A 22,486-nucleotide genomic window follows, 5' to 3' on the forward strand; every position below is an offset into this window, starting at 1 on the left:
ATGTGACTCCCAGTATAAAGCATTGCCTGCGGCCTGATGCCCTCACCCCAACCCTCTCCCACAGGGAGAGGGAGAAATGCACATCAACCCACTACGCCCCAAACCAGATTACCCTTATGGAACGTTGCGGTACGCGGGGAAATGCGCGCCACGGCTTCGGCTGAGCAGGAGGCGTCCACCAGCACAAAGCTGGCGTCGTCCTGCGCTTTTGGCCACACGCGCTCGCCTTTGTCGTTCAGCGGCAGCACGTCGCCGGTCGCAATCCCCAGCGCGCGGGAGAGCGTCTGCTCGTTCGGACGGATGTAGAGCTGCGCATAGAGATTCGCTTTTTCCAGCATGTCCCCCAGACCGTACGGCGACCAGTGGTCGATCACGCTGTCGGTCCCCGTCATCACAAACACGCCCTTCTCGCGCAGCTGCTTCAGCGGCATATGCAGAGTGCCAATCGGCACGGTGGAGGCGATGGTCACCTGCTGCGCCGCCATGCGGGTGGCGATCTCATCCACCTGCTGCTCGTTGAGCGTCGCCAGCGCGAAGGCATGGCTGATGGTGAGTTTCCCCTTCAGCTCCGGCGTTTTCTCCACGGTTTCGACCATGTAGTTCACCGCCGCCACGCCCGCCGGGCTGGTTTCGTGCAGGTGAATATCCACCCCTTTGTCGTAGTCCAGCGCAATCTGGAACATCAGATCGAGAGATTTCTCCATCGCGCCGTCAACGTTGGTTGGATCCAGCCCGCCCACGTAGTGCGCCCCGGCCTGCATCGCTTCGCGCATCAGCTTTTCAGAATTCGACAGCAGCAGCCCGTGCTGCGGGAAGGCGACGATTTCGCAGTCAAAACCAGATTTGCGGCGCGCCAGCACCGCCTGCAGGTTTTCCAGGTTTTTCAGGCCGGAAACCGGCTCAATGTTGCAGTGGCTGCGGGCGATGGTGGAGCCTTTCGACTGGATCAGGTCGATCAGCTTTTCCGCCCGCTCCTGGGTGTAGGGCTGCAGCTCCGGCAGCAGCTTCTGCTCAAGGCGGATCATGTCCTGAATCGTGGTGCCCGCCGGGCGGTTCAGGGATCGCCACGGGCCGCCGTAGAAGGTTTTATCCAGATGGATGTGCATGTCGCGCATCGCCGGGAGCATCAGCTTGTTGCCCGCATCGTAGTGAGGCAGCGAGGCGTCGGCGTGGCGCTTGTTGTCGCGCAGGGCGACGATCTTCCCGTCCTTGATTTCCAGCGTTTTCAGCTCGGTGCGGGTGCTCGTCGCCACGCCGCCGTCGACGTTAAACCCGGCCTCCAGCAACACGTTGTCCAGATAGTAATGTTTCGCGGTGATATTCACAGGCTTACCGGTCTCGCAGAGTGGCTTTGCGGAGTCAGCAGCATACGCGACGGATCCGGTCGCGCCAAACAGCGCGCAGGCGGTGACCATTTTGCCGCTCTGGCTGATAAATTCACGGCGGCTTTTGTTTTCACTCATCTTATCTTCCTTCATTCAAAATATGGGTACCGGTTTCCCCGCGCAGCGCGGCGGGCAGGCAGTCCGGCGAGGTGATAATCACGCGTTTGCCGCCGTGGTATAAAAATTCCAGCGAAGCGACGATTTTGGGCAGCATGCTTCCTGCCGGGAAGTGGCCTTCCTCCATATAACGCCTCATCTGTGCCACGTTAACGGTGTCCAGCGCCTGCTGGTTTGGCTTGCCGAAGTTGACGCACACCTTTTCCACGCCGGTGGTAATCGCCAGCACGTCGGCGCCAATCTCCCGCGCCAGCAGCGCGGTGGAGAGATCTTTATCAATCACCGCGTCGACGCTCTGGTAATCCCCTTGTTCGCTGCGCACCACGGGAATACCGCCGCCGCCCGCGCCGATCACCACGTATCCTTTTTGAGTGAGCGTCTTAATGGCATCCGCCTCGACAATCCGCAGCGGCTGCGGTGAAGCCACCACGCGGCGATAGCCACGGCCGGAGTCCTCAACAAAACGCCAGTCGGGGTGCGCGCGCTGCAGCTCGTCGCGCTGTGCCTCGCTGAAGAACGCACCGATAGGTTTCGTCGGGTGCGTAAAGCCGGGATCGTTTTTATCCACCTCCACCTGCGTGACGACCGTGACCGCTTTTTGCTCCCCGCGCACGGCCAGGCAATTGTTGAGCGCCTGCTGGATCAGATAGCCGATGCCGCCCTGGGTGTCCGCCACGCAGTTTGCCAGCGGGGTCAGCGGCAGTCCTTCCCGCTCGTGGGCGATTTCGGCGCGGCGCAAATCCAGCCCCACCTGAGGGCCGTTGCCGTGGGTGAGCACGATGTCATAGTCGGAGGCCAGCATTTCCAGCACCGACTCTGCCACCGCTTTCACCGCCTGCGCCTGATGTTCAACCGACTGGCTGGCGTTGTCTTTGATAATGCTGTTGCCGCCAATGGCGACAACCATAAGCTCTTTCATACGTGCTCCTTCGCAACGGTACCCGGCGCAGCGCTCGCCGCTTCGCGGCTATCCAGCACATGCTTCACCACAAACATGCCGCCCATCATCAGATACGCGGTGACGAACATCAGCGAACTGCCTTCGGCAAAGCCCACGACCGGGGCGTGGATCACCCCAAACAGTGCCAGCAGCGCCCCACCCGCAGCGGCCACGGCGCCGCGCAGCGGTTTGTTAATGATGGCGAAGATGGCGATACAGCCCCACAGCATGCTGGCAAGCGGTGCTCCGTTCCCCAGATGGACTAATCCTTCGTAGTAGATCCCTTTGCTGTGCAGCACGTCGGTACCGATTTTGGCGGCATTCGTGCCCGCCGCGTCCATCACGCTGTTCATCATGGTCAGCGCCCAGTTGGCGATCCACGGGAACAGACAGATGAAGATGACGGGTACCTCCACTTTGGGCGTTTCCCTCACCACCTGGTTGGCGGTGACCACGCCGATAAACACCAGAATCGGCACGATGGCGGTCATCGGAATGATGGCGAGCATAAACGCCCCCAGCCCGAACAGCGGCACGATGAACATGGTTACGCCGGAGGCCAGCGTGTAGCCGATGCTCGCGCCCATCGCTTTCCAGCCGGGATGGCCGACGTAGACCGTCACCGGGAACGGGTTCCCCATCAGGCAACCGAGCATGGAGGCCAGACCGTTTGCCAGCATCACCTTGCGCGTCGGGTATTCATCCCCCGCCGCGTGGGCGCTTTCGATGTTTTCCAGGTCAAAGATGTAGTTCGCCAGCCCCAGCGGCACGGCAGAGGCAAGATACGGCAGCGCGTGCGGCAGGCCCTGCAGGAAGCCCTCCACGTGCACCTGCGGCGGGTTAAAGCCGAAGGATGACATGGACGCTTTAATCGCTTCCGGGCTCTGCAGGCCGGAGATCCACGCCAGTACGGTACCGGCTATCAGCAGCAGCAGGCCGGTCGGGATGCGGGCGAAAATCGGCTTTTTACCGAACCAGTTAATGAAAATCAGCAGTAGCACGATAAACGACACGGTCGGCGCCTCGAACGCCTGCAGCATCGGGTTCATCGCCAGCAGCAGAAGGCCAAGCCCAGAGAGGCACGACAGCAGCACGGTGCGCGGGATCATCTTGCGGATGGTTTCCCCTAAAAACGAGCCGCCCGCGAGGATCATCGCCTCAACAAAGCACCACACCAGGCCAATCTGGATGGCAAACTCCGCATCACCGGTCTGCTGATAGACCGGCATCAGCACCAGGAAGGTCACGGTAAAAATTGACGGCGCGCTCGGGCCGGACGGCAGCGCGGTGACGTCCGTTCGTCCGGTGGCGCGCGCCATCTGCATGCCGAACCAGGCATAGCAAATACTCGCGGTCAGCACCGCCAGCCCGAAGGCCGGCGCGATGCGTCCATAAACAATCTCCTTCGGGATGCCGACGACAAAAATGAGCAGCCCCATCATGGTCAGCAAATTGGTCAGGTTGTTGGTCATCAACCCGAAATACGCCGCCCAGTCACCTCTTTTCCACTCCAGCTTCATGTTTTTCATGGATGCTTGCCTTATAAAAAGTAGCGATCGCGGAAGGTCAACAGCGCCTTTTCAAAACAGCTAAACGGCGGGTGAACGATGCCCGCCCCAATCATGCCGATGCCCGCGTCTTTGTGGGCAATGGCGGTGTTAATCACCGGCAGAATGCCGCTGCCCGCGACTCTGGTGATGTCGATGGCGGTCGGAACCCCCATAAACGAGAGCAGCGGAATGGTGACGTTCGGGTTTTCGCCGAGGGTGATTTCGCGCATCTGGCGGGAGAAGTCGATAGCTTCCTCCACCGTGCCGCCCACCAGCGCAACGATTGCCGGGGCCGTCGCCATCGCAAAACCGCCGATGCCGTAGGTTTCGGTGATGGCGCTGTCGCCGATATCCAGCCCGGAGTCTTCCGGCTTATAGCCCGCGAACATCGGGCCGATCACCTGCTGCGCCGGGCCGGTGAACCACTGCCCCGGCAGGCCGGAAATGCGCAGGCCAAACTCGTAGCCGTTGCGCGCCATGGTAGTGACCACGGTGCTGTACTCAATCCCGTGAGCGGCGTCCAGCGCGGCCTTACACATCGCCATCCACGTCGGGCCGGAGAAGTAGTCGCTGCTGGCGACAAACTCAAATACCTCGCGCTGCTGCGCCACCGGATAGCCCGCCTGAATCAGCCCCGGCGTCAGCGCCTGGATCAGCAGCGTGGTGCCCGCGTTGTTGCGGTTGTGGCACTCGTCGCCCATGTGCAGCGCCTGGGCCAGCATCAGCCGCAGGTCGATTTCGCCGATAATCTTCATCGCATCGCGCAGCATCGGACCGAGCACGTCGCGCATCCAGTTCAGGCGGTCGATCACGCTCTGGTCGTTGGCCCCCATGCGCAGGATCTTCGCCATCTGCTCGCTGAGGTTGGTGAAGGCGCGGTTGCCGTAGGTTTTGTTCTCAACGATGTGCATAAACATCGACGCGGAGGTGACGCCCGCCATCGAGCCCACGCAGTCGTGCTCGTGGCACGGCGAGAACGTAATATCCCCGGAGGCGGCAAGCCGTGTCGCGTCGTCCAGATCTTTCGCCAGCCCTTCAAACACCAGCGCCCCGGTGACCGCGCCCTTCATCGCGCCGCACATGTTTTCCCAGGAGACAGGCGGACCGGCGTGCAGAATGGTGGTGCGGGTCATCCCCGGCACAACGTTAATCGCCTGGTCATAGCCCACCAGCACCGGATGGGACTGAATAATGCGCTCAAGCGCAAGCTTGTTGGCGGCGGCGATCTTCTCCGCCAGCGGTTTTTCCGCCAGCTGGTCGAGCGCCTCAACGACCTGCATATTGCCCTGCCCCGGCGGCGTCCAGTCGAGCTGGGTGACGGGTACGTGCTGTTTTTTAAGATCGTCGCTGAACATCGCGATGCCGACGTTGATGACGTTCAGCGGCTGGTTGAATAAGGTGGTCATTATGCGTTCTCCCCTTTGCAGACAAATTCGCGTGCCAGTAATCCGGTATTGGTGCTGCTGCTGGCCCAGATGACGCCTGCGTCGGTCAGCAGCTGGCACTGCTGCGCCAGCGACTGCGGATCCTGGTCGGTACCCAACACGTAGCCGAGGATTTCCAGCGGACGGTTATCGGCTTTCGCGATGGCCTGCGCCTCCTTAATGGCGTCGAGCATCACGCCGACCGGATCCTCGTGCGCGCCGAAGCCCAGCACGAAGTCCATCACGATAACGCCGACTTCCGGGTCGCGGGCCTCCTGCAGTAGGCGGCCGATGCGGTTGGTCGGGTCGATCATCGGGTGCGGCTTGCCGTTGGTGAAATCGTCGTCGCCAAAGTCGAGGAAGGTATGGGCTTTACTGACGCTGATGTCGCTCAGGCGCTTAGACGGATCCGGCTGGATGTTGCTGTAGACGTCGTCGAATTTCGCAAGCGCCGCGAACATCGCCTCGTCGCACAGGGTGCCGCCGCAGAACAGGCCGCGAATGTACTTCTGCTGCGGAGTCAGGCGGGCGCGCACCTCTTCAATCAATGGCCAGTTGAGCGGGTGCAGGTCCAGGGACTCTTTTTTGATGCCGGTGAGCAGGACCGCCTTCAGGGCTGCCTCTTTGGTGCCGCGCGCAAACTGCAGGCCGTCCTCATCGGCGGGCGGTTCATTGCGCCCGAGGAAGCAAACAACCACCGGCTTGCGGCAGGCTCTGGCGCGGGCCAGCACCTTTTCTGCCACGACAGGCGCCGCTGGTTTGGAGATCAGCGCGATAACCTCGGTGCCCTCGTCGGCTTCCAGCATGTCGATGGCGTCGAGCATCATCAGGCCGCCGATTTTCTCGCTGAGATCGCGCCCGCCCGTGCCAATCAGCTGCGATACGCCGCCGCCGAATTCGTGAATACGCACACTCAGCTCCTGGCTGCCGGTGCCGGATGCGCCGACGATGCCAATCGAGCCGCGACGCACCGCGTTAGCAAAGCACAGTCCCGCGCCGTTGATGATGGCGGTGCCGCAGTCCGGCCCCATCATCAGCAGCCCTTTCTGGTGCGCCAGCTGCTTCAGCGCCAGCTCGTCGTCGAGCGACACGTTATCGGAAAACAGCATCACGTTAAGATCGTTTTCCAGCGTCTGGCGCGCTTCGCGGGCGGCGAAGGTGCCGTTGACGGAAATCACCGCAAGGTTGCTGTCCGGGCGATGGGTTTTGGCGCTGGCAATCGTCGCGTAGCGCGCTTCATGGGAACCTGCGCTCTCTTTACGTGTGAACAGCGCTTCAATAGCGGCCAGCGTTTCATCATTCGCCGCGTCGCCTTTAATCACGATCATCAGGTCGCCGTTTTTGGCTTCCGCTAATTCCGGCGTTAATAGCCCGAGGTTTTTTAATACGCCTTTATTCATCTCTGTCGCCATGGCCACAAACGCCTGGTCGACGCCCGGCAATTTATTGGCTTTGGTGGAAACGGACATTAATGACACCGAATCAAAATACGTATTTTTTTTTATAACGATTTTGGTTGGCATTGTTTTCTCCTGAATACGGATAAAAGGGGGCCGCCGTCGTGCAAAATGCACGTCGGTAAAAATACTTTTGAATTAACGGCCAGCCGGAAATGATTGGCCGATTGCTTTACGCGCCCGCCGCCAGCAGCAGGTCGGCAATCTCAGTGAAGCCTTTCTCCCGCGCCAGCTCGAGCGGGGTTTTGCCATATTTGTCGGTCATGTGCGGGTTCGCGCCGTGATCCAGCAGCAGCTTCACGATCGCCTGCTGCTTTACGCCGCCGTCGTTTAGGACGATGGCTTCCAGCAGCGGCGTCCAGCCAACAAAGTTGGTGTGGTTGACGTTGATATCGGTTTTTTCCAGCAGCTCGCGTACGATCTCCACGTGCCCTTTTTCACTGGCTGGCGTAATGCCCACGCCGCCAAAGCGCGTCAGGCGGTCGAGATCCGGGTTCGCGGGTAATACCAGCCGCAGGAGAGTTAAATCATTCGTCAGGCAGCTAATGAGGAAAGGGTTAAAGCAGGTCTGGTCCTGTTTATCAATATCCGCTCCGGCGGCAATTAATAACTCTACGCAGGCATAATGTTTTTTCAGGCTGGCAATAATAACGGCGGTTCTTTTCTGGCGGTTGGTGGCGTTAATATCCACGCCTTTCTCCAGGCAGGCTTTTAGCGCATCGCTATTGCCCTCCTCTGCCGCCAGCAGAAATTCAGTAATGAGTTCAGTTGCAGACATATTCAGACTCCTGATGTTTTTATTTCTGTTGACCTGAGAATAGCAACAGCCTGGTCATAAAAGAATCCGCTTAAAAATGATTCATCGACAGTCAATTCATTGTTGATTTAAATTCAACAAACCGGTCAAAACGTGCGTCTGTGCAACCTTTTTCTTATGTTTATCCGCTTTTTAGCGCTCGAGACTGCATTATGCTCATGCCTGATGAAGCCTTACGCACCAGGGCTTTAAGCAAAGAGCCAGAACTGTGATCGGCTTCAAATGCGTTGTAACAACGCTGTTAAAATATGTTCAAAACTGATGGCTGAAGGGAGTGAGATATGAATTCCATCTTTACCGAAGAGAACCTGCTGGCCTTTACTACCGCCGCACGCTTCGGCAGCTTCAGCAAAGCCGCCGCCGAGCTGGGCGTCACCACGTCCGCCATCAGCTACACCATTAAGCGCATGGAGACCGGGCTGGACGTGGTGCTGTTTGTGCGTAACACGCGCAGCATTGAGCTGACCGAGTCCGGCTTTTACTTTTACCGTAAGGCCACCGACCTGCTTAACGACTTTCACGCCATCAAGCGCGGGATTGATACCATCTCACAGGGCATCGAGGCGCGGGTGCGCATCTGTATTAACCAGCTGTTGTATACGCCGCGCCATACCGCGCGGCTTCTGCAGGTGCTGAAAAAGCAGTTTCCCACCTGCCAGATCACCGTCACCACCGAGGTCTATAACGGCGTGTGGGACTCCATCATCAACAACCAGGCCAATATCGCCATCGGCGCACCGGACACGCTGCTCGACGGCGGCGGGATTGACTACACCGAGATCGGCGCCATCCGCTGGGTCTTTGCCATCGCGCCGGAACACCCGCTGGCCTTCGTCCCGGAACCGATAGCGGAAAGCCAGCTGCGCCTGTATCCCAACATCATGGTGGAAGATACTGCGCACACCATTAACAAGAAGGTCGGCTGGCTGCTGCACGGACAGGAAGCCATTCTGGTGCCGGACTTTAATACCAAATGCCAGTGTCAGATCCTGGGCGAAGGGATAGGTTTTTTACCGGAGTATATGGCGCGGGAAGCGGTGGAAGACGGGCTACTGGTGACGCGGCGTATCAATAACCCGCGTCAGGACTCGCGCATGCTGCTCGCCACGCAGCATGCCGCGACCGGCCAGGTCACGCGCTGGATCAAACAGCAGTTTGGCTCCCAGGGCGTGCTGACCGGGATCTACAGCGACTTACTCTGGCGTGCTTAGTTCTTACTCTGAACCCAAAAGGCATGGATAAGACCCGGGATGTAACCCAGCAGCGTCAGAATAATGTTGATAATAAACGCCCAGCCGAAACCTTTGCCCAACAGCACGCCCAGCGGCGGCAACAGGATGGTAAAAACAATACGCCAAAAACCCATATCAAAACTCCGTGCAAGCTAATCCATTGAAAATAATAAAGAGAACTATCTCTAAGCATAGCCAGTTTACCTGTCTGCGCCAGTTCTCTCCCCTGCGTTTACCCTCTTTTACGCTTTTGACGCTGGCGTAATACGCACAATTACTTTAGAATTATCTTAATTAAGCAAATACTAAAACATCATGACCGAACTCGAACAGCTTCAGGCCAGCGCAGAGCAGGCCGCAAACCTTTTAAAAGCGATGAGCAACCCGCGTCGGCTGCTGATCCTCTGCACCCTGTGCGGCGCCCCCGGCACCAGCGCGGGGGAACTGGCCCGCGCGACGGGGCTAAGTCCTTCCGCCACGTCGCAGCATCTGGCGCGCATGCGTGAGGAAGGTCTTATCGACAGCACCCGCGACGCGCAGCGCATTCTCTATTTCATTAAAAACGATGCGGTGCATCAGCTCATCAGCACCCTGAAAACCCTTTATTGCCCGTAAGGAGCCGCCATGTCACTTCCCCTTATTTCACCGCGCGAGGCCAGCGCCCGCATCGCTGAAGGCGCAAAACTGATTGATATTCGTGATGCCGACGAGTACGCCCGCGAGCATATTCCCGCCGCGCACTCCGTGCCGCTGGATACCTTACCCGGCGGTCTTAACGCTCAGGCGAGGGATACGGTGATTTTTCACTGCCAGTCTGGTGCCCGCACCTCAGGCAATGCCGACCGCCTTGCGCAGGCCGCCGCGCCCGCTCAGGCATTTGTGGTCGAAGGGGGCATTCAGGGCTGGAAGCAGGCCGGGCTGCCGACCGTCGAAGACAAATCCCAGCCGCTGCCGCTGATGCGTCAGGTGCAAATTGCTGCCGGGCTGTTGATACTCTGTGGCGTAGTGCTGGGCTATAGCGTCTCCAGCGGCTTTTTCCTGCTCAGCGGTTTTGTCGGAGCCGGGCTGCTTTTCGCCGGTGTGACGGGCTTTTGCGGTATGGCGCGACTGCTCAGGGTAATGCCCTGGAACCGGCGTACCTCATAAGCAGTAATCGGTGAAATACGCTGTACCCGGCGTCAGGCGTGGGATAAGGTGAAGATCGCTAAAACGATGAGGAGGTAATATGTTTTCTGTCGGTGATTATGTGCAACCGCGTAAAGGCGGCCCGAAACTGAAAGTGCTCGAAGTGAACGGTGACAGCATTGTGGCGGTTCAGGCCAGCAATGAGCAAGGCGAGAAATATACTCTGAAAGCTGCCGATGTGGCGCCGTATAACGAAGAAGGCGATTTCGGCGTCTGCTGAACAGCCAGCCGGGCGGCGTGTACCGCCCGGCTCACCTGTCAGATCAGAAAATCATCCAGCGATTTACCGTTTGCCAGCGCGTTGGCAATAGGCTTTGGCGTGCGGCCCTGGCCGGTCCACGTTTTCTCTTCACCGTTCTGGTCAATAAAACGATATTTTGCTTCACGCGGCTTGCGCTTTTTCGCTGGATTACCCGTCAGTGCCCTTTCAGAGCCCAGAAGGTCAGTCGGTGAAATACCATCGGCTTTCATCAGTTCCAGCAGGGCATTAATTTTTTCCTGCTGTTCAGCACGCTGCTGCTCTAATTCCGCCAGCTCACTCCGTTTCTCTTCAGTAACGACCCTGACCTTTTCCAGCGTTTCCTCAAGAACGTCCAGGGATAATTCACGCGCCATGGCGCGCAGAGTTCGGATATTATTAAGATTCTGTAACGTCAAAGACATATTATTTGAAAACCTTCTCTTTAGGGTAAATAGATAAATCGTCGACAGAATAATTCATTTCCGCTGAAATATCTACCCGTGGGGGCGCCCTGCCTGTAGGGTAAATATGTTTAAATATCACTGCGAATATTATCTTATAACGCCTGCGGGATATGCATGGATTCAATCATCGCATCAATATAAATGGTCAACTTTAATCAAAATTTCAGCATTCTACGCCTCGCACAAGAGGAACGATTCTCCCCCTGACGCCATAAACACCAACCATCTGATTTACCTGAAAAAACAGCCAATCGAGACAGATTATAACGAACCGGATAAAAAACAATCACTTTTAGAGAATTTTGTGGACAAAAGGCGATTAAATAAAAATTAATCACTAGTTGTTAGTTCAAACACAGAGATATACGCTATACACGTCAAGCAAACCAACCTAAAGCACTAATCGCTTCAGGAAAATCGTTTCTTTTGTGTTCTTCTCAAGGAGTTCAGACATGTTCTCACCGCAATCACGCCTTCGCCATGCCGTGGCGGATACTTTCGCGATGGTTGTCTACTGTTCCGTTGTGAACATGCTGATCGAAATATTCCTCTCCGGAATGTCCTTCGAGCAGTCACTTTCTTCTCGTCTGGTGGCGATCCCGGTCAATATAATTATTGCATGGCCTTACGGCTTATACCGCGATGCCGTCATGCGTTTTGCGCGTCGTATCAGCCCCGCAGGCTGGGTGAAAAACCTGGCGGACGTCCTGGCCTATGTGACGTTCCAGTCGCCGGTTTACGTGGCCATTCTGCTGACAGTGGGTGCAGACTGGCACCAGATCGCTGCGGCGGTCAGTTCGAATATTGTGATTTCAATGCTGATGGGTGCGGTATACGGCTATTTCCTCGACTACTGCCGCCGCCTGTTTAAGGTCAGCCAGTACAGTCAGGCAAAAGCGTGATGTGAAGCGACTGGCGCACGCCAGTCGCGAATTTACTGTACGTCGCCAAACAGTCCCTTCAAAAACCGCTCCAGCGCCATGCGTGAGCTGAAGCCATGCGGAATACCATAATGCTCATGCCGTTCACCGCCCAAATAGAGCGGAAATTGCTGATAGTGATCGCAGGTTTTAATATCCGAGGCAGGCTCAGCAAATGACAGACTTCTGTCTTTCAGCGTCGGGTGAATAATGAGAGCGGTACGTCCCATTCTTGCTTCACGATTAACGTAAACATAATTATCGCCGCGGCGATATCCATACGCTTTTGGTGTCACCTCATCCATGGTGAATCCCTCTTTTTCAAGAACGCGCGCCACCTCATCAGGTCGTAAATACATATCTTTTCCTCGTTATCTTTTCCTGCCCGGCAACCTTACAGTATTCAGCATTAGCAGGGCTTTCAGAATAATCCATAAACTGCCGGATAACGCGTGATGCGCTTCAGATATTAAATTTCTGAACTAAACTGAACGGGAACACAAAATTACGGAGGATCGTATGTTTAACAGACCGAACCGAAACGATATTAATGACGACGCTCAGGATATTCGTAATGATGTCAGCCAATTAGCGGACACGCTCGAAGAGGTGCTGAAGTCCTGGGGAAGTGACGCGAAGGACGAAGCGGATGCCGCAAAACGTAAGGCTCAGTCTCTGCTCCGTGAAACCCGCGCACGCTTAAACGGCCGCACGCGTACGACACAGGCTGCCTGCGATGCGGTCAGCTGCGCAACGACCTTCGTGCGCGAGAAACCGCTCTGTACGCTCGGCACGGTAGCGGCCGTCGGTATCTTTGTGGGCGCTCTGCTTAGCCTGCGTAAATAACCCGCTCACGCACCGTTATCTGCCCCGGTGGTCAGTGGCTGCCGGGGCTTTTCTTTGCCTTCTCGCCTGTAAAACCCGTATAGCCTGCCCTGCCCCGCTGTGCTCATCATCGGGACAACATCAATCTAAATTTCCCATATCTTGTATGGTTGAAACTTAAGACAACTACATCTAGTATTCCTTTTAGCAAGACACACACAACCTGACGCGATGACTCGCGCCGTTCTCTCATTTTAAATGGAAATACGAATCATGAGCATTATTATTTACACTCGTAACGATTGTGTTCAGTGCCACGCGACCAAACGGGCAATGGAAAGCCGCGGCGTGGCGTTTGAGATGGTGAATATTGACCAGCAGCCCGAGGCCGCCGATACCCTTCGCGCGCAGGGTTTCCGTCAGCTTCCGGTGGTGGTGGCCGGGGAGACCAGCTGGTCTGGCTTCCGCCCGGACATGATCAACCGCATCGCCGCGCAGGCCGCCCGGGCATGAGTGGGCTGGTGTTCTTCTCCAGCAGCTCGGAAAACACGCTCCGCTTTATTGAGCGCGTCGGGCTGCCTGCGGTGCGCATTCCCCTTAACGAGCGGGAGCGGATCCGGGTAGAGGAACCTTACATTCTGGTGGTGCCCAGCTATGGCGGAGGCGGTACGGCGGGCGCTGTGCCTCGCCAGGTGATCCGCTTTCTGAACGATCCCCATAACCGGGAGCTGATCCGCGGCGTCATTGCGGCGGGGAATCGCAATTTCGGCGATGCCTTTGGCCGCGCCGGAGATGTCATCTCTCAAAAGTGCGGCGTGCCGTATCTCTATCGCTTTGAGCTGATGGGGACGCAGCAGGACGTCGAAAACGTGCGTAAAGGAGTGAACGAATTTTGGCAACGACAACCGCAGAACGGGTAATGCAGGCGACGCCGGATTACCACGCATTAAACGCCATGCTTAACCTCTATGACCGGGAGGGACGCATTCAGTTTAATAAAGACCGTGAGGCGGTGGACGCCTTTTTTGCCGCCCACGTGCGGCCCAACAGCGAGACGTTTGCAAGCCAGAATGAACGTCTCGACTATCTGGTTAACGAGGGCTACTACGACGCGCGCGTCCTCACCCGCTACGAACGTGCCTTCGTCGTGAAGCTGTTTGAACGCGCCCACGCCAGCGGCTTTCGTTTCCAGACGTTCCTTGGCGCGTGGAAATACTACACCAGCTATACCCTGAAGACCTTCGACGGTAAACGCTACTTAGAAAGCTTTGAAGACCGCGTGGTGATGGTCGCGCTGACCCTGGCGCAGGGCGATGAAGCGCTGGCGGAACAGCTCACCGACGAGATCCTCTCCGGACGCTTCCAGCCCGCCACGCCAACCTTCCTCAACTGCGGCAAGGCCCAGCGCGGTGAGCTGGTCTCCTGCTTCCTGCTGCGCATCGAAGACAATATGGAGTCGATTGGCCGCGCGGTGAACTCGGCGCTGCAGCTTTCCAAACGCGGCGGCGGCGTGGCGTTTCTGCTCTCTAACCTGCGTGAAGCGGGCGCGCCGATCAAGCGCATCGAAAACCAGTCCTCCGGCGTGATCCCGGTGATGAAGATGCTGGAAGATGCGTTCTCCTACGCCAACCAGCTTGGCGCGCGCCAGGGCGCGGGCGCGGTTTACCTGCACGCGCACCATCCGGACATTCTGCGTTTTCTCGATACCAAACGCGAAAACGCCGACGAAAAAATCCGTATCAAAACCCTGTCGCTGGGGGTGGTGATCCCGGATATCACCTTTAAGCTCGCCAAAGAGAATGCCGAGATGGCGCTCTTCTCGCCGTATGACATCGAGCGAATTTACGGCAAGGCCTTTGGCGACGTGGCCATCAGCGAGCTCTACGACGAACTGGTGGCCGACGATCGCATTCGCAAAAAAACCATCAACGCCCGCGATTTCTTCCAGACGCTTGCCGAAATTCAGTTTGAGTCCGGCTATCCGTACATCATGTTTGAGGATACGGTGAACCGCGCGAACCCGATTGCCGGGCGCATCAACATGAGCAACCTGTGCTCGGAGATTTTGCAGGTCAATAGCGCGTCAGCCTACGACGAAAACCTGGACTACGCAGAGATCGGCAAAGACATCTCCTGCAACCTCGGGTCGCTGAATATCGCCCACACCATGGATTCACCCGACTTTGGCCGCACGATAGAAACCGCCATTCGCGGGCTGACGGCGGTGTCGGACATGAGCCACATCCGCAGCGTGCCGTCTATTGAAGCGGGCAACGCCGCGTCGCACGCCATCGGGCTGGGGCAGATGAACCTCCACGGCTATCTGGCGAGGGAAGGCATCGCCTACGGCAGTCCGGAAGGACTGGACTTCACCAACCTCTATTTTTACACCGTCACCTGGCACGCGCTGCACACCTCAATGATGCTGGCGCGCGAGCGCGACCAGCGCTTCGCGGGCTTTGAGCAGTCCCGCTACGCCAGCGGGGAATATTTCAGCCAGTATCTGGAAGGCGACTGGCAGCCGAAAACCGAAAAAGTGCGCGAACTGTTTGCTCGCGCGGGGTTTACCCTCCCGACGCGTGAGATGTGGCAGCAGCTGCGTGACGACGTGATGCGCTACGGCATCTACAACCAGAACCTGCAGGCGGTGCCGCCAACCGGTTCGATCTCCTATATCAATCACGCCACCTCGAGCATTCACCCGATCGTATCGAAAATTGAAATTCGCAAAGAAGGCAAAACCGGGCGCGTTTACTACCCTGCCCCGTTTATGACCAATGAGAACCTGGCGCTCTATCAGGACGCGTATGAGATCGGGCCGGAAAAAATCATCGATACCTACGCGGAGGCGACAAAACACGTGGATCAGGGGCTGTCGCTGACGCTGTTCTTCCCGGATACCGCCACCACGCGGGATATCAACAGAGCGCAGATCTACGCCTGGAAGAAAGGCATCAAAACGCTCTACTACATTCGCCTGCGCCAGCTCGCGCTGGAAGGCACCGAAATTGAAGGCTGCGTGTCCTGCGCGCTGTAAGGAGAAAGGATGAAACTGTCACGCGTGAGTGCCGTTAACTGGAACAAAATCCAGGACGACAAAGACCTGGAGGTGTGGAACCGCCTGACCAGCAACTTCTGGCTGCCGGAAAAGGTCCCGCTCTCCAACGATATTCCGGCCTGGCAAACGCTGAGCCACGCCGAGCAGCAGCTGACGATCCGCGTTTTTACCGGCCTGACGCTGCTCGACACCATTCAAAATACCGTCGGCGCACCGGCGCTGATGAGTGACGCGCTGACGCCGCACGAAGAGGCGGTAATGTCGAACATCAGCTTTATGGAGGCGGTGCACGCCCGCTCCTACAGCTCGATTTTCTCCACCCTTTGCCAGACCAAAGACGTGGAAGCGGCCTATGCCTGGAGCGAAGCGAGCGAGTCATTGCAGAGAAAGGCGGAGCTGGTGCTGACGTATTATCGAGCCGACGAGCCGCTGAAGAAGAAGATCGCCAGCGTGTTTCTGGAATCGTTCCTCTTCTATTCCGGGTTCTGGCTGCCCATGTACTGGTCGAGCCGGGGCAAGCTCACCAACACCGCCGATTTGATTCGGCTCATCATTCGTGATGAAGCGGTGCACGGGTATTACATCGGCTATAAGTATCAGAAAGGGCTGGAGAAAGTCAGCGAGGCAAAGCGCGAGGAGCTTAAAGGCTTTGCGCTCGATTTGCTGATGGATCTGTACGACAACGAGCTGAGCTATACCGAGGAACTGTACGCCGGCACCGGCTGGGAGGACGACGTGAAGGCCTTCCTCTGCTACAACGCCAACAAGGCGCTGATGAACCTGGGTTATGAGGCGCTTTTCCCACCGGAGATGGCGGAGGTGAACCCGGCGATTCTGGCCGCGCTGTCGCCCAACGCCGACGAAAACCACGATTTCTTCTCCGGGTCGGGCTCATCGTACGTGATGGGCAAAGCGGTGGAAACCGAGGATGAAGACTGGGATTTTTAATGAACGTTAACGTTCGTTAATTTAATATAAACCCAACAATTTCCTCTCTAATATTTACAAAGCAACTACACTGTCATTTCCGAGTCATATTCGCCTGAATCATTCCGATCCAGGCGAAATTCCCCGATGCAGCAGCAAAAAATTGAGAAAAATTCAAAACGCTCTCAGCCCTTTATTCATGGGAAATTCAGCCGTTTCGCTTCCCTTAAAATTCACGTCATAAGCAAACCCAGGGTTGTCTCAGATTCTCAGTATGTTAGGGTTATGCCCGTTAACAATTTACCATGGTAATCATATCGACATAAACAAATAACAGGACACTCTCTATTGCATGGCAATTAAATTAGAAGTGAAAAATCTTTATAAAGTATTTGGCGAGCATCCGCAGCGCGCATTCAAATATATTGAAAAAGGCCTTACGAAAGAGCAAATTCTGGAAAAAACCGGGCTATCGCTTGGCGTTAAAGACGCCAGTCTGGCCATTGAAGAAGGCGAGATTTTTGTCATCATGGGATTATCCGGTTCGGGTAAATCCACTATGGTTCGCCTTCTCAATCGCCTGATTGAACCCACCCGCGGGCAGGTGCTGATTGACGGCGTGGATATCGCCAGAATATCAGACGCTGAGCTTCGCGAGGTGCGCAGAAAGAAGATCGCAATGGTGTTCCAGTCATTCGCGCTAATGCCGCACATGACGGTACTGGATAATACCGCCTTCGGCATGGAATTAGCCGGCACGCCGGCTCAGGAACGTCAGGAAAAAGCCCTTGATGCATTGCGTCAGGTCGGGCTGGAAAATTATGCGCATGCGTACCCGGATGAACTTTCCGGCGGTATGCGTCAGCGCGTTGGATTAGCCCGCGCATTAGCCATTAATCCAGATATTTTATTAATGGATGAAGCCTTCTCCGCCCTCGATCCGTTAATTCGCACCGAGATGCAGGATGAGCTGGTAAAATTACAGGCTAAACATCAGCGAACCATTGTCTTTATTTCCCACGATCTGGATGAAGCCATGCGTATTGGCGACCGTATTGCCATTATGCAAAACGGTGAAGTGGTGCAGGTCGGCACGCCGGATGAAATTCTCAATAATCCGGCGAACGATTATGTCCGCACCTTCTTCCGCGGCGTGGATATTAGCCAGGTCTTTAGCGCCAAAGATATTGCCCGTCGAACGCCGAACGGCATTATTCGTAAAACCCCAGGTTTCGGCCCGCGCTCGGCGCTTAAGCTGCTGCAGGACGAAGACCGTGAATACGGTTATCTGGTTGAACGCGGCAATAAATTTGTTGGCGTTGTCTCCATCGACTCCCTGAAAACCGCGCTTGGCGAAAACCGGGGAATCGATGCGGCGTTAATTGACGCTCCGCTTGCAGTGGACGCCGAAACGCCGCTCAGCGAGTTGCTCTCTCACGTAGGGCAGGCGCCGTGCGCCGTGCCGGTCGTGGGCGAGGAACAACAGTACGTCGGCATCATCTCAAAACGGATGCTGCTGCAGGCTTTAGATCGCGAGGGGGCAAACAATGGCTGATCAATCAAACCCGTGGGGCACCACTGAAGCAGCGGACAGCGCTGCGCAATCCGCCGACGCGTGGGGTTCCACGCCAGCCCCAGCCGACGGCGGCGCGGCAGACTGGCTGAACAGCGCACCCGCGCCTGCGCCAGAACACTTCAACATCATGGATCCGTTCCATAAAACGCTGATCCCGCTGGACAGCTGGGTGACGGAGGGGATCGACTGGGTGGTCACGCACTTCCGTCCGGTTTTCCAGGGGATCCGCATCCCGGTGGATTACATCCTGAACGGCTTCCAGCAGCTGATGCTGGGCATGCCGGCGCCGGTCGCCATTATCCTGTTCTCTCTGATCGCCTGGCAGTTTGGCAGCGCCGGGATGGGGGTCGCCACGCTGATTTCGCTGATTGCCATTGGCGCGATTGGGGCCTGGTCGCAGGCGATGATCACCCTGGCACTGGTGCTGACCGCCCTGCTCTTCTGCATCGTCATCGGCCTGCCGATGGGGATCTGGCTGGCGCGCAGCCCGCGGGCAGCGAAGATTATCCGTCCGCTGCTGGATGCAATGCAGACCACCCCGGCGTTCGTCTATCTGGTGCCTATCGTAATGCTGTTCGGCATCGGCAACGTGCCGGGCGTGGTGGTCACTATTATCTTTGCCCTGCCGCCGATTATTCGTCTGACCATTCTCGGGATCAACCAGGTGCCTGCGGACCTGATCGAAGCGTCACGCTCGTTCGGTGCCAGCCCGCGCCAGATGCTGTTTAAGGTTCAGCTCCCGCTGGCCATGCCAACCATCATGGCGGGCGTTAACCAGACGCTGATGCTGGCACTCTCAATGGTGGTGATTGCCTCGATGATCGCCGTTGGCGGACTGGGCCAGATGGTGCTGCGCGGCATTGGCCGTCTCGACATGGGGCTGGCCACCGTCGGCGGCGTCGGCATCGTGATCCTCGCCATTATTCTTGACCGCCTGACTCAGGCCGTCGGTCGTGATTCACGCAGTCGCGGCAACCGTCGCTGGTATACCACCGGCCCTGTCGGGTTACTCACCCGCCCTTTCACGAAGTCAAAATAAGGAACAACGATGCGACATAACGTACTTTTTGCCACAGCGTTTGCCACCCTTGTCTCCACCAGCACCTTCGCGGCTGACCTGCCGGGCAAAGGTATTACCGTGCAGCCGGTGCAGAGCACCATTTCGGAAGAGAGCTTCCAGACGCTGATCGTCAGCCGCGCGCTGGAAAAACTCGGCTACACGGTTAACACGCCGAGCGAAGTGGATTACAACGTGGGCTATACCTCGATTGCCTCCGGTGACGCCACCTTCACCGCGGTGAACTGGCAGCCGCTGCACGACGACATGTATGCCGCCGCCGGTGGCGACAAGAAATTCTATCGCGAGGGCACCTTCGTGACCGGCGCGGCGCAGGGTTATCTGATCGACAAGAAAACCGCCGATAAGTACCACATCACCAATATTGAACAGCTGAAAGATCCGAAGATCGCCAAACTGTTCGACACCAACGGTGACGGCAAGGCCGACATGATGGGCTGCTCGCCGGGCTGGGGCTGTGAAGCGGTGATTAATCACCAGAATAAAGCCTTCGATCTGGCGAAAACGGTCGACGTGAGCCACGGCAACTATTCAGCGATGATGGCCGACACCATTGCCCGTTTCAAAGAGGGTAAACCGGTGATCTACTACACCTGGACGCCGTACTGGGTGAGCGACGTGCTGAAGCCGGGGAAAGACGTGGTGTGGCTGCAGGTACCGTTCTCCTCCCTGCCGGGCGAGCAGAAAGATATCGACACAAAACTGCCGAACGGCATGAACTACGGCTTCCCGGTGAACACCATGCATATCGTGGCGAACAAAGCCTGGGCCGAGAAAAACCCGGCAGCGGCGAAGCTGTTCTCGGTGATGAAGCTGCCGCTGGCGGACATCAACGCCCAGAACGCGATGATGCACGCGGGTAAATCCTCCGAAGCGGATGTGAAAGGCCACGTGGACGGCTGGATCAAAGCCCACCAGCAGCAGTTTGACGGCTGGGTGAAAGAGGCGCTTGCAGCGCAGAAGTAAAAAATACAACACAACCTAACCCCTCACCCTAACCCTCTCCCCTTTGGGGGGGGCTGGGGTGAGGGGATTAACCGCACAAACACACACATAACAATCCCCCAACATTCACAATCATTAGCTATTATGGTTTCCGGAAAAATAATCACTCAACTAACGATTCCTGAAACTAATGACAAAAACCACTCAAGGGCTTAGCCCCGCACTCATCCTTTTAATGTCCGTGGCAACGGGTCTGGCGGTCGCCAGCAACTATTACGCGCAGCCTCTTCTCGACACCATCGCCCGCGCGTTCAATCTCTCCGCCAGCTCCGCAGGCTTTATCGTTACCGCTGCACAGCTCGGCTATGCCGCCGGACTGCTGTTCCTGGTGCCGCTCGGCGATATGTTTGAACGCCGAATGCTGATCGTGTCCATGACACTGCTGGCCGCCGGTGGGATGCTGATCACCGCCAGCAGCCAGTCGCTGACGATGATGATCGTCGGTACCGCGCTAACGGGGCTGTTCTCCGTGGTGGCGCAAATCCTGGTCCCGCTCGCCGCGACCCTCGCCTCTCCGGAAAAACGCGGCAAGGTGGTGGGCACCATCATGAGCGGCCTGCTGCTGGGGATTTTGCTGGCGCGTACCGTTGCCGGCCTGCTGGCAAGCCTCGGCGGCTGGCGCACCGTATACTGGGTAGCGAGCGTACTGATGGTCATCATGGCGCTGGCGCTGTGGCGCGGGCTGCCAAAAGTGAAGCAGGAAAACCACCTGAACTACCCGCAGCTGCTGGCCTCCGTTTTCAGTCTGTTCACCCAGGATAAGCTTCTGCGTACCCGCGCCCTGCTGGGCTGTTTCACCTTCGCCAACTTCAGCATTCTGTGGACGTCGATGGCGTTTCTGCTTGCAGCTCCGCCGTTCAATTATTCCGAAGGGGTGATTGGCCTGTTCGGTCTGGCCGGTGCCGCAGGCGCACTGGGCGCACGTCCCGCAGGCGGGCTGGCCGACAAGGGTAAATCCCACCTGACCACCTCCGCAGGGCTGATTTTACTTCTGCTCTCCTGGGCGGCAATCTGGTACGGGCACGTCTCGGTGCTGGCGCTGATCGTCGGCATCCTGGTGCTCGATCTCACCGTTCAGGGCGTTCACATCACCAATCAGACCGTCATCTATCGCGTGAAGCCAGAGGCGCGTAACCGCCTGACGGCCGGTTACATGACCAGCTACTTCATTGGCGGCGCGGCGGGTTCGCTCATTTCAGCGTCGGCGTGGCAGCATGCAGGCTGGTCGGGGGTATGTGCGATCGGGGCCATCGTCGCCACCCTTAACCTGCTAGTATGGTGGCGTGGTTACCATCGCCAGGATGCAATTCACTAAGTTTTACATTGCGTTGGCCTCTTAGGGTGTTAAGAGGCCTTTCACTCTGTTAATGTAAACGTAATCATTTATCCCAGAAATTTTAATGTGGGTGACATATTTACAATCGGCATGAATAGTTCAGACCCCCGTCCTCACATCCTCTCTTCAGCGGGTTCACACCCTACGCTTTCTGTGCTCACCGGGTCACGGACTTACCCGGCGCTTTCTGATGGTGACATTGATTTGGCGGATATAACCGCACAAATAATTCATTTACATTATTTGTCACTATCGTTACTATATCGGCTGTAATTAATGAGGTTATGCCCAAATGGATAGTTCGTTTACGCCCATTGAACAAATGCTTAAATTCCGCGCCAGTCGCCATGAGGACTTCCCGTACCAGGAAATCCTGCTGACTCGCCTGTGCATGCACATGCAGGGTAAGCTACTGGAAAACCGTAATAAAATGCTGAAAGCTCAAGGGATTAACGAGACGTTGTTTATGGCGTTGATTACGCTGGAGTCTCAGGAAAATCACAGCATTCAGCCTTCCGAACTGAGCTGCGCGCTGGGCTCTTCCCGTACCAATGCGACCCGTATTGCCGATGAACTCGAAAAGCGTGGCTGGATTGAGCGCCGTGAAAGCGACAACGATCGCCGCTGCCTGCATCTGCAACTGACCGATAAAGGTCACCAGTTCCTGCGCGAGGTGCTGCCACCTCAGCACAATTGCCTGCACAAACTCTGGTCTGTCCTCAGCACCGCCGAGCGCGACCAGCTTGAGCACATCACTCGCAAGCTGCTCACCCGTCTTGACCAGATGGATGAAGACGGCGCCGTTCTTGAGGCGCTGCGCTAACGCGACGACACGCTCACCATTCCAGATTCATAAGAAAACCGACAGGCCAGCACGTCACACTGCTGGCCTTTCTGACAACAGGTCGGCTCAGCCGATGTGAAAATAAGAAGATCGTGGAGAACTACA

General features: G+C 56.9%; 24 protein-coding genes. 15 read left to right on the top strand and 9 right to left on the bottom strand.

Annotated elements, in window-relative coordinates; all coding sequences use genetic code 11:
* Positions 1 to 83 precede the first annotated feature (83 nt).
* The 6 genes from ACMGG5_RS00805 to ACMGG5_RS00830 form a co-directional block, all read right to left on the bottom strand.
* The gene (locus ACMGG5_RS00805; protein WP_267217515.1) at positions 84 to 1,463 is read right to left on the bottom strand and encodes an amidohydrolase family protein; all 1,380 of its coding nucleotides are present in this window, start codon (positions 1,461 to 1,463) and stop codon (positions 84 to 86) included.
* 1 nt (position 1,464) lies between these two features.
* On the bottom strand, positions 1,465 to 2,421 hold the full coding sequence (locus ACMGG5_RS00810) for a carbamate kinase family protein (protein ID WP_420277344.1): 957 nt from the start codon (positions 2,419 to 2,421) through the stop codon (positions 1,465 to 1,467).
* Positions 2,418 to 3,971, bottom strand: a complete 1,554-nt coding sequence (locus ACMGG5_RS00815; RefSeq protein ID WP_420277345.1) for a xanthine permease — start codon at positions 3,969 to 3,971, stop codon at positions 2,418 to 2,420. Before ACMGG5_RS00815 ends, ACMGG5_RS00810 begins: the two co-directional genes overlap by 4 nt.
* Before the next feature lie 11 nt (positions 3,972 to 3,982).
* Positions 3,983 to 5,398 carry a DUF1116 domain-containing protein gene (locus ACMGG5_RS00820; protein WP_267215525.1) on the bottom strand — a complete coding sequence of 472 codons (1,416 nt, stop codon included), beginning with the start codon at positions 5,396 to 5,398 and terminating at the stop codon, positions 3,983 to 3,985.
* A complete protein-coding gene (gene fdrA, locus ACMGG5_RS00825; RefSeq protein ID WP_420277346.1) occupies positions 5,398 to 6,939 on the bottom strand; it encodes an acyl-CoA synthetase FdrA in 1,542 nt (513 codons plus the stop codon). Before fdrA ends, ACMGG5_RS00820 begins: the two co-directional genes overlap by 1 nt.
* Before the next feature lie 106 nt (positions 6,940 to 7,045).
* Positions 7,046 to 7,651, bottom strand: a complete 606-nt coding sequence (locus tag ACMGG5_RS00830; RefSeq protein ID WP_420277347.1) for an ankyrin repeat domain-containing protein — start codon at positions 7,649 to 7,651, stop codon at positions 7,046 to 7,048.
* 320 nt (positions 7,652 to 7,971) lie between these two features.
* Here ACMGG5_RS00830 and ACMGG5_RS00835 point away from each other — a divergent pair, with 320 nt between their 5' ends.
* Positions 7,972 to 8,901 (top strand): LysR substrate-binding domain-containing protein, encoded by a 930-nt coding sequence (locus ACMGG5_RS00835; RefSeq protein WP_148768860.1) that lies wholly within the window; start codon positions 7,972 to 7,974, stop codon positions 8,899 to 8,901.
* On the opposite strand, the gene ACMGG5_RS00840 is transcribed toward ACMGG5_RS00835, so the two are convergent.
* Complete coding sequence (locus ACMGG5_RS00840; protein WP_032645235.1) at positions 8,898 to 9,056, bottom strand: YqaE/Pmp3 family membrane protein; 159 nt, start codon at positions 9,054 to 9,056, stop codon at positions 8,898 to 8,900. The two genes, ACMGG5_RS00835 and ACMGG5_RS00840, sit on opposite strands and share 4 nt — an antisense overlap.
* A 181-nt stretch (positions 9,057 to 9,237) precedes the next feature.
* On the opposite strand from ACMGG5_RS00840, the gene ACMGG5_RS00845 reads away from it, so the two are divergent.
* The 3 genes from ACMGG5_RS00845 (at position 9,238) to ACMGG5_RS00855 (ending at position 10,327) form a co-directional block, all read left to right on the top strand.
* Complete coding sequence (locus ACMGG5_RS00845) at positions 9,238 to 9,537, top strand: ArsR/SmtB family transcription factor (RefSeq protein ID WP_024907677.1); 300 nt, start codon at positions 9,238 to 9,240, stop codon at positions 9,535 to 9,537.
* Between the two features lie 9 nt (positions 9,538 to 9,546).
* Positions 9,547 to 10,068: a rhodanese family protein gene (locus tag ACMGG5_RS00850; protein WP_420277348.1), complete on the top strand. Its 522-nt coding sequence runs from the start codon at positions 9,547 to 9,549 to the stop codon at positions 10,066 to 10,068.
* 79 nt (positions 10,069 to 10,147) lie between these two features.
* The gene (locus tag ACMGG5_RS00855; RefSeq protein ID WP_024907679.1) at positions 10,148 to 10,327 is read left to right on the top strand and encodes a hypothetical protein; all 180 of its coding nucleotides are present in this window, start codon (positions 10,148 to 10,150) and stop codon (positions 10,325 to 10,327) included.
* A gap of 38 nt (positions 10,328 to 10,365) precedes the next feature.
* Here ACMGG5_RS00855 and stpA read toward each other — a convergent pair whose 3' ends face one another.
* Positions 10,366 to 10,770, bottom strand: a complete 405-nt coding sequence (gene stpA / locus ACMGG5_RS00860; RefSeq protein ID WP_024907680.1) for a DNA-binding protein StpA — start codon at positions 10,768 to 10,770, stop codon at positions 10,366 to 10,368.
* 494 nt (positions 10,771 to 11,264) lie between these two features.
* On the opposite strand from stpA, the gene alaE reads away from it, so the two are divergent.
* Complete coding sequence (gene alaE, locus ACMGG5_RS00865; RefSeq protein ID WP_008502567.1) at positions 11,265 to 11,714, top strand: L-alanine exporter AlaE; 450 nt, start codon at positions 11,265 to 11,267, stop codon at positions 11,712 to 11,714.
* A gap of 32 nt (positions 11,715 to 11,746) precedes the next feature.
* Here the strand turns inward: alaE and ACMGG5_RS00870 are convergent, their stop codons facing one another.
* Complete coding sequence (locus tag ACMGG5_RS00870) at positions 11,747 to 12,091, bottom strand: DUF2002 family protein (protein WP_024907681.1); 345 nt, start codon at positions 12,089 to 12,091, stop codon at positions 11,747 to 11,749.
* Positions 12,092 to 12,251: 160 nt separating this feature from the next.
* On the opposite strand from ACMGG5_RS00870, the gene ACMGG5_RS00875 reads away from it, so the two are divergent.
* The 10 genes from ACMGG5_RS00875 (at position 12,252) to mprA (ending at position 22,360) form a co-directional block, all read left to right on the top strand.
* On the top strand, positions 12,252 to 12,578 hold the full coding sequence (locus tag ACMGG5_RS00875; protein ID WP_008502569.1) for a DUF883 domain-containing protein: 327 nt from the start codon (positions 12,252 to 12,254) through the stop codon (positions 12,576 to 12,578).
* A 252-nt stretch (positions 12,579 to 12,830) separates the two neighbouring features.
* On the top strand, positions 12,831 to 13,070 hold the full coding sequence (gene nrdH / locus ACMGG5_RS00880; RefSeq protein WP_008502570.1) for a glutaredoxin-like protein NrdH: 240 nt from the start codon (positions 12,831 to 12,833) through the stop codon (positions 13,068 to 13,070).
* Positions 13,067 to 13,477: a class Ib ribonucleoside-diphosphate reductase assembly flavoprotein NrdI gene (gene nrdI, locus ACMGG5_RS00885; protein WP_032647987.1), complete on the top strand. Its 411-nt coding sequence runs from the start codon at positions 13,067 to 13,069 to the stop codon at positions 13,475 to 13,477. The genes nrdH and nrdI overlap by 4 nt, the downstream gene beginning before the upstream one ends.
* Entirely contained in the window at positions 13,450 to 15,594 is a 2,145-nt protein-coding gene (nrdE, locus tag ACMGG5_RS00890) for a class 1b ribonucleoside-diphosphate reductase subunit alpha (RefSeq protein WP_420277349.1), read from the top strand. Before nrdI ends, nrdE begins: the two co-directional genes overlap by 28 nt.
* A 9-nt stretch (positions 15,595 to 15,603) precedes the next feature.
* Positions 15,604 to 16,563: a class 1b ribonucleoside-diphosphate reductase subunit beta gene (gene nrdF, locus ACMGG5_RS00895; protein WP_420277350.1), complete on the top strand. Its 960-nt coding sequence runs from the start codon at positions 15,604 to 15,606 to the stop codon at positions 16,561 to 16,563.
* 331 nt (positions 16,564 to 16,894) lie between these two features.
* Positions 16,895 to 18,097 (top strand): glycine betaine/L-proline ABC transporter ATP-binding protein ProV, encoded by a 1,203-nt coding sequence (gene proV, locus ACMGG5_RS00900; RefSeq protein ID WP_024907685.1) that lies wholly within the window; start codon positions 16,895 to 16,897, stop codon positions 18,095 to 18,097.
* Positions 18,090 to 19,157, top strand: coding sequence for a glycine betaine/L-proline ABC transporter permease ProW (gene proW / locus ACMGG5_RS00905; RefSeq protein WP_148768864.1), 1,068 nt, complete (start codon positions 18,090 to 18,092; stop codon positions 19,155 to 19,157). The genes proV and proW overlap by 8 nt, the downstream gene beginning before the upstream one ends.
* Positions 19,158 to 19,166: 9 nt before the next feature.
* The gene (gene proX, locus ACMGG5_RS00910) at positions 19,167 to 20,162 is read left to right on the top strand and encodes a glycine betaine/L-proline ABC transporter substrate-binding protein ProX (RefSeq protein WP_032647997.1); all 996 of its coding nucleotides are present in this window, start codon (positions 19,167 to 19,169) and stop codon (positions 20,160 to 20,162) included.
* Positions 20,163 to 20,331: 169 nt separating this feature from the next.
* On the top strand, positions 20,332 to 21,516 hold the full coding sequence (locus ACMGG5_RS00915) for an MFS transporter (RefSeq protein WP_032647999.1): 1,185 nt from the start codon (positions 20,332 to 20,334) through the stop codon (positions 21,514 to 21,516).
* A 313-nt stretch (positions 21,517 to 21,829) separates the two neighbouring features.
* Positions 21,830 to 22,360: a transcriptional repressor MprA gene (mprA, locus tag ACMGG5_RS00920; protein WP_023333174.1), complete on the top strand. Its 531-nt coding sequence runs from the start codon at positions 21,830 to 21,832 to the stop codon at positions 22,358 to 22,360.
* Positions 22,361 to 22,486: the final 126 nt, after the last annotated feature.

The organism is Enterobacter sp. BNK-34 (assembly GCF_048684445.1).
Lineage (GTDB): Bacteria > Pseudomonadota > Gammaproteobacteria > Enterobacterales > Enterobacteriaceae > Enterobacter > Enterobacter pseudoroggenkampii.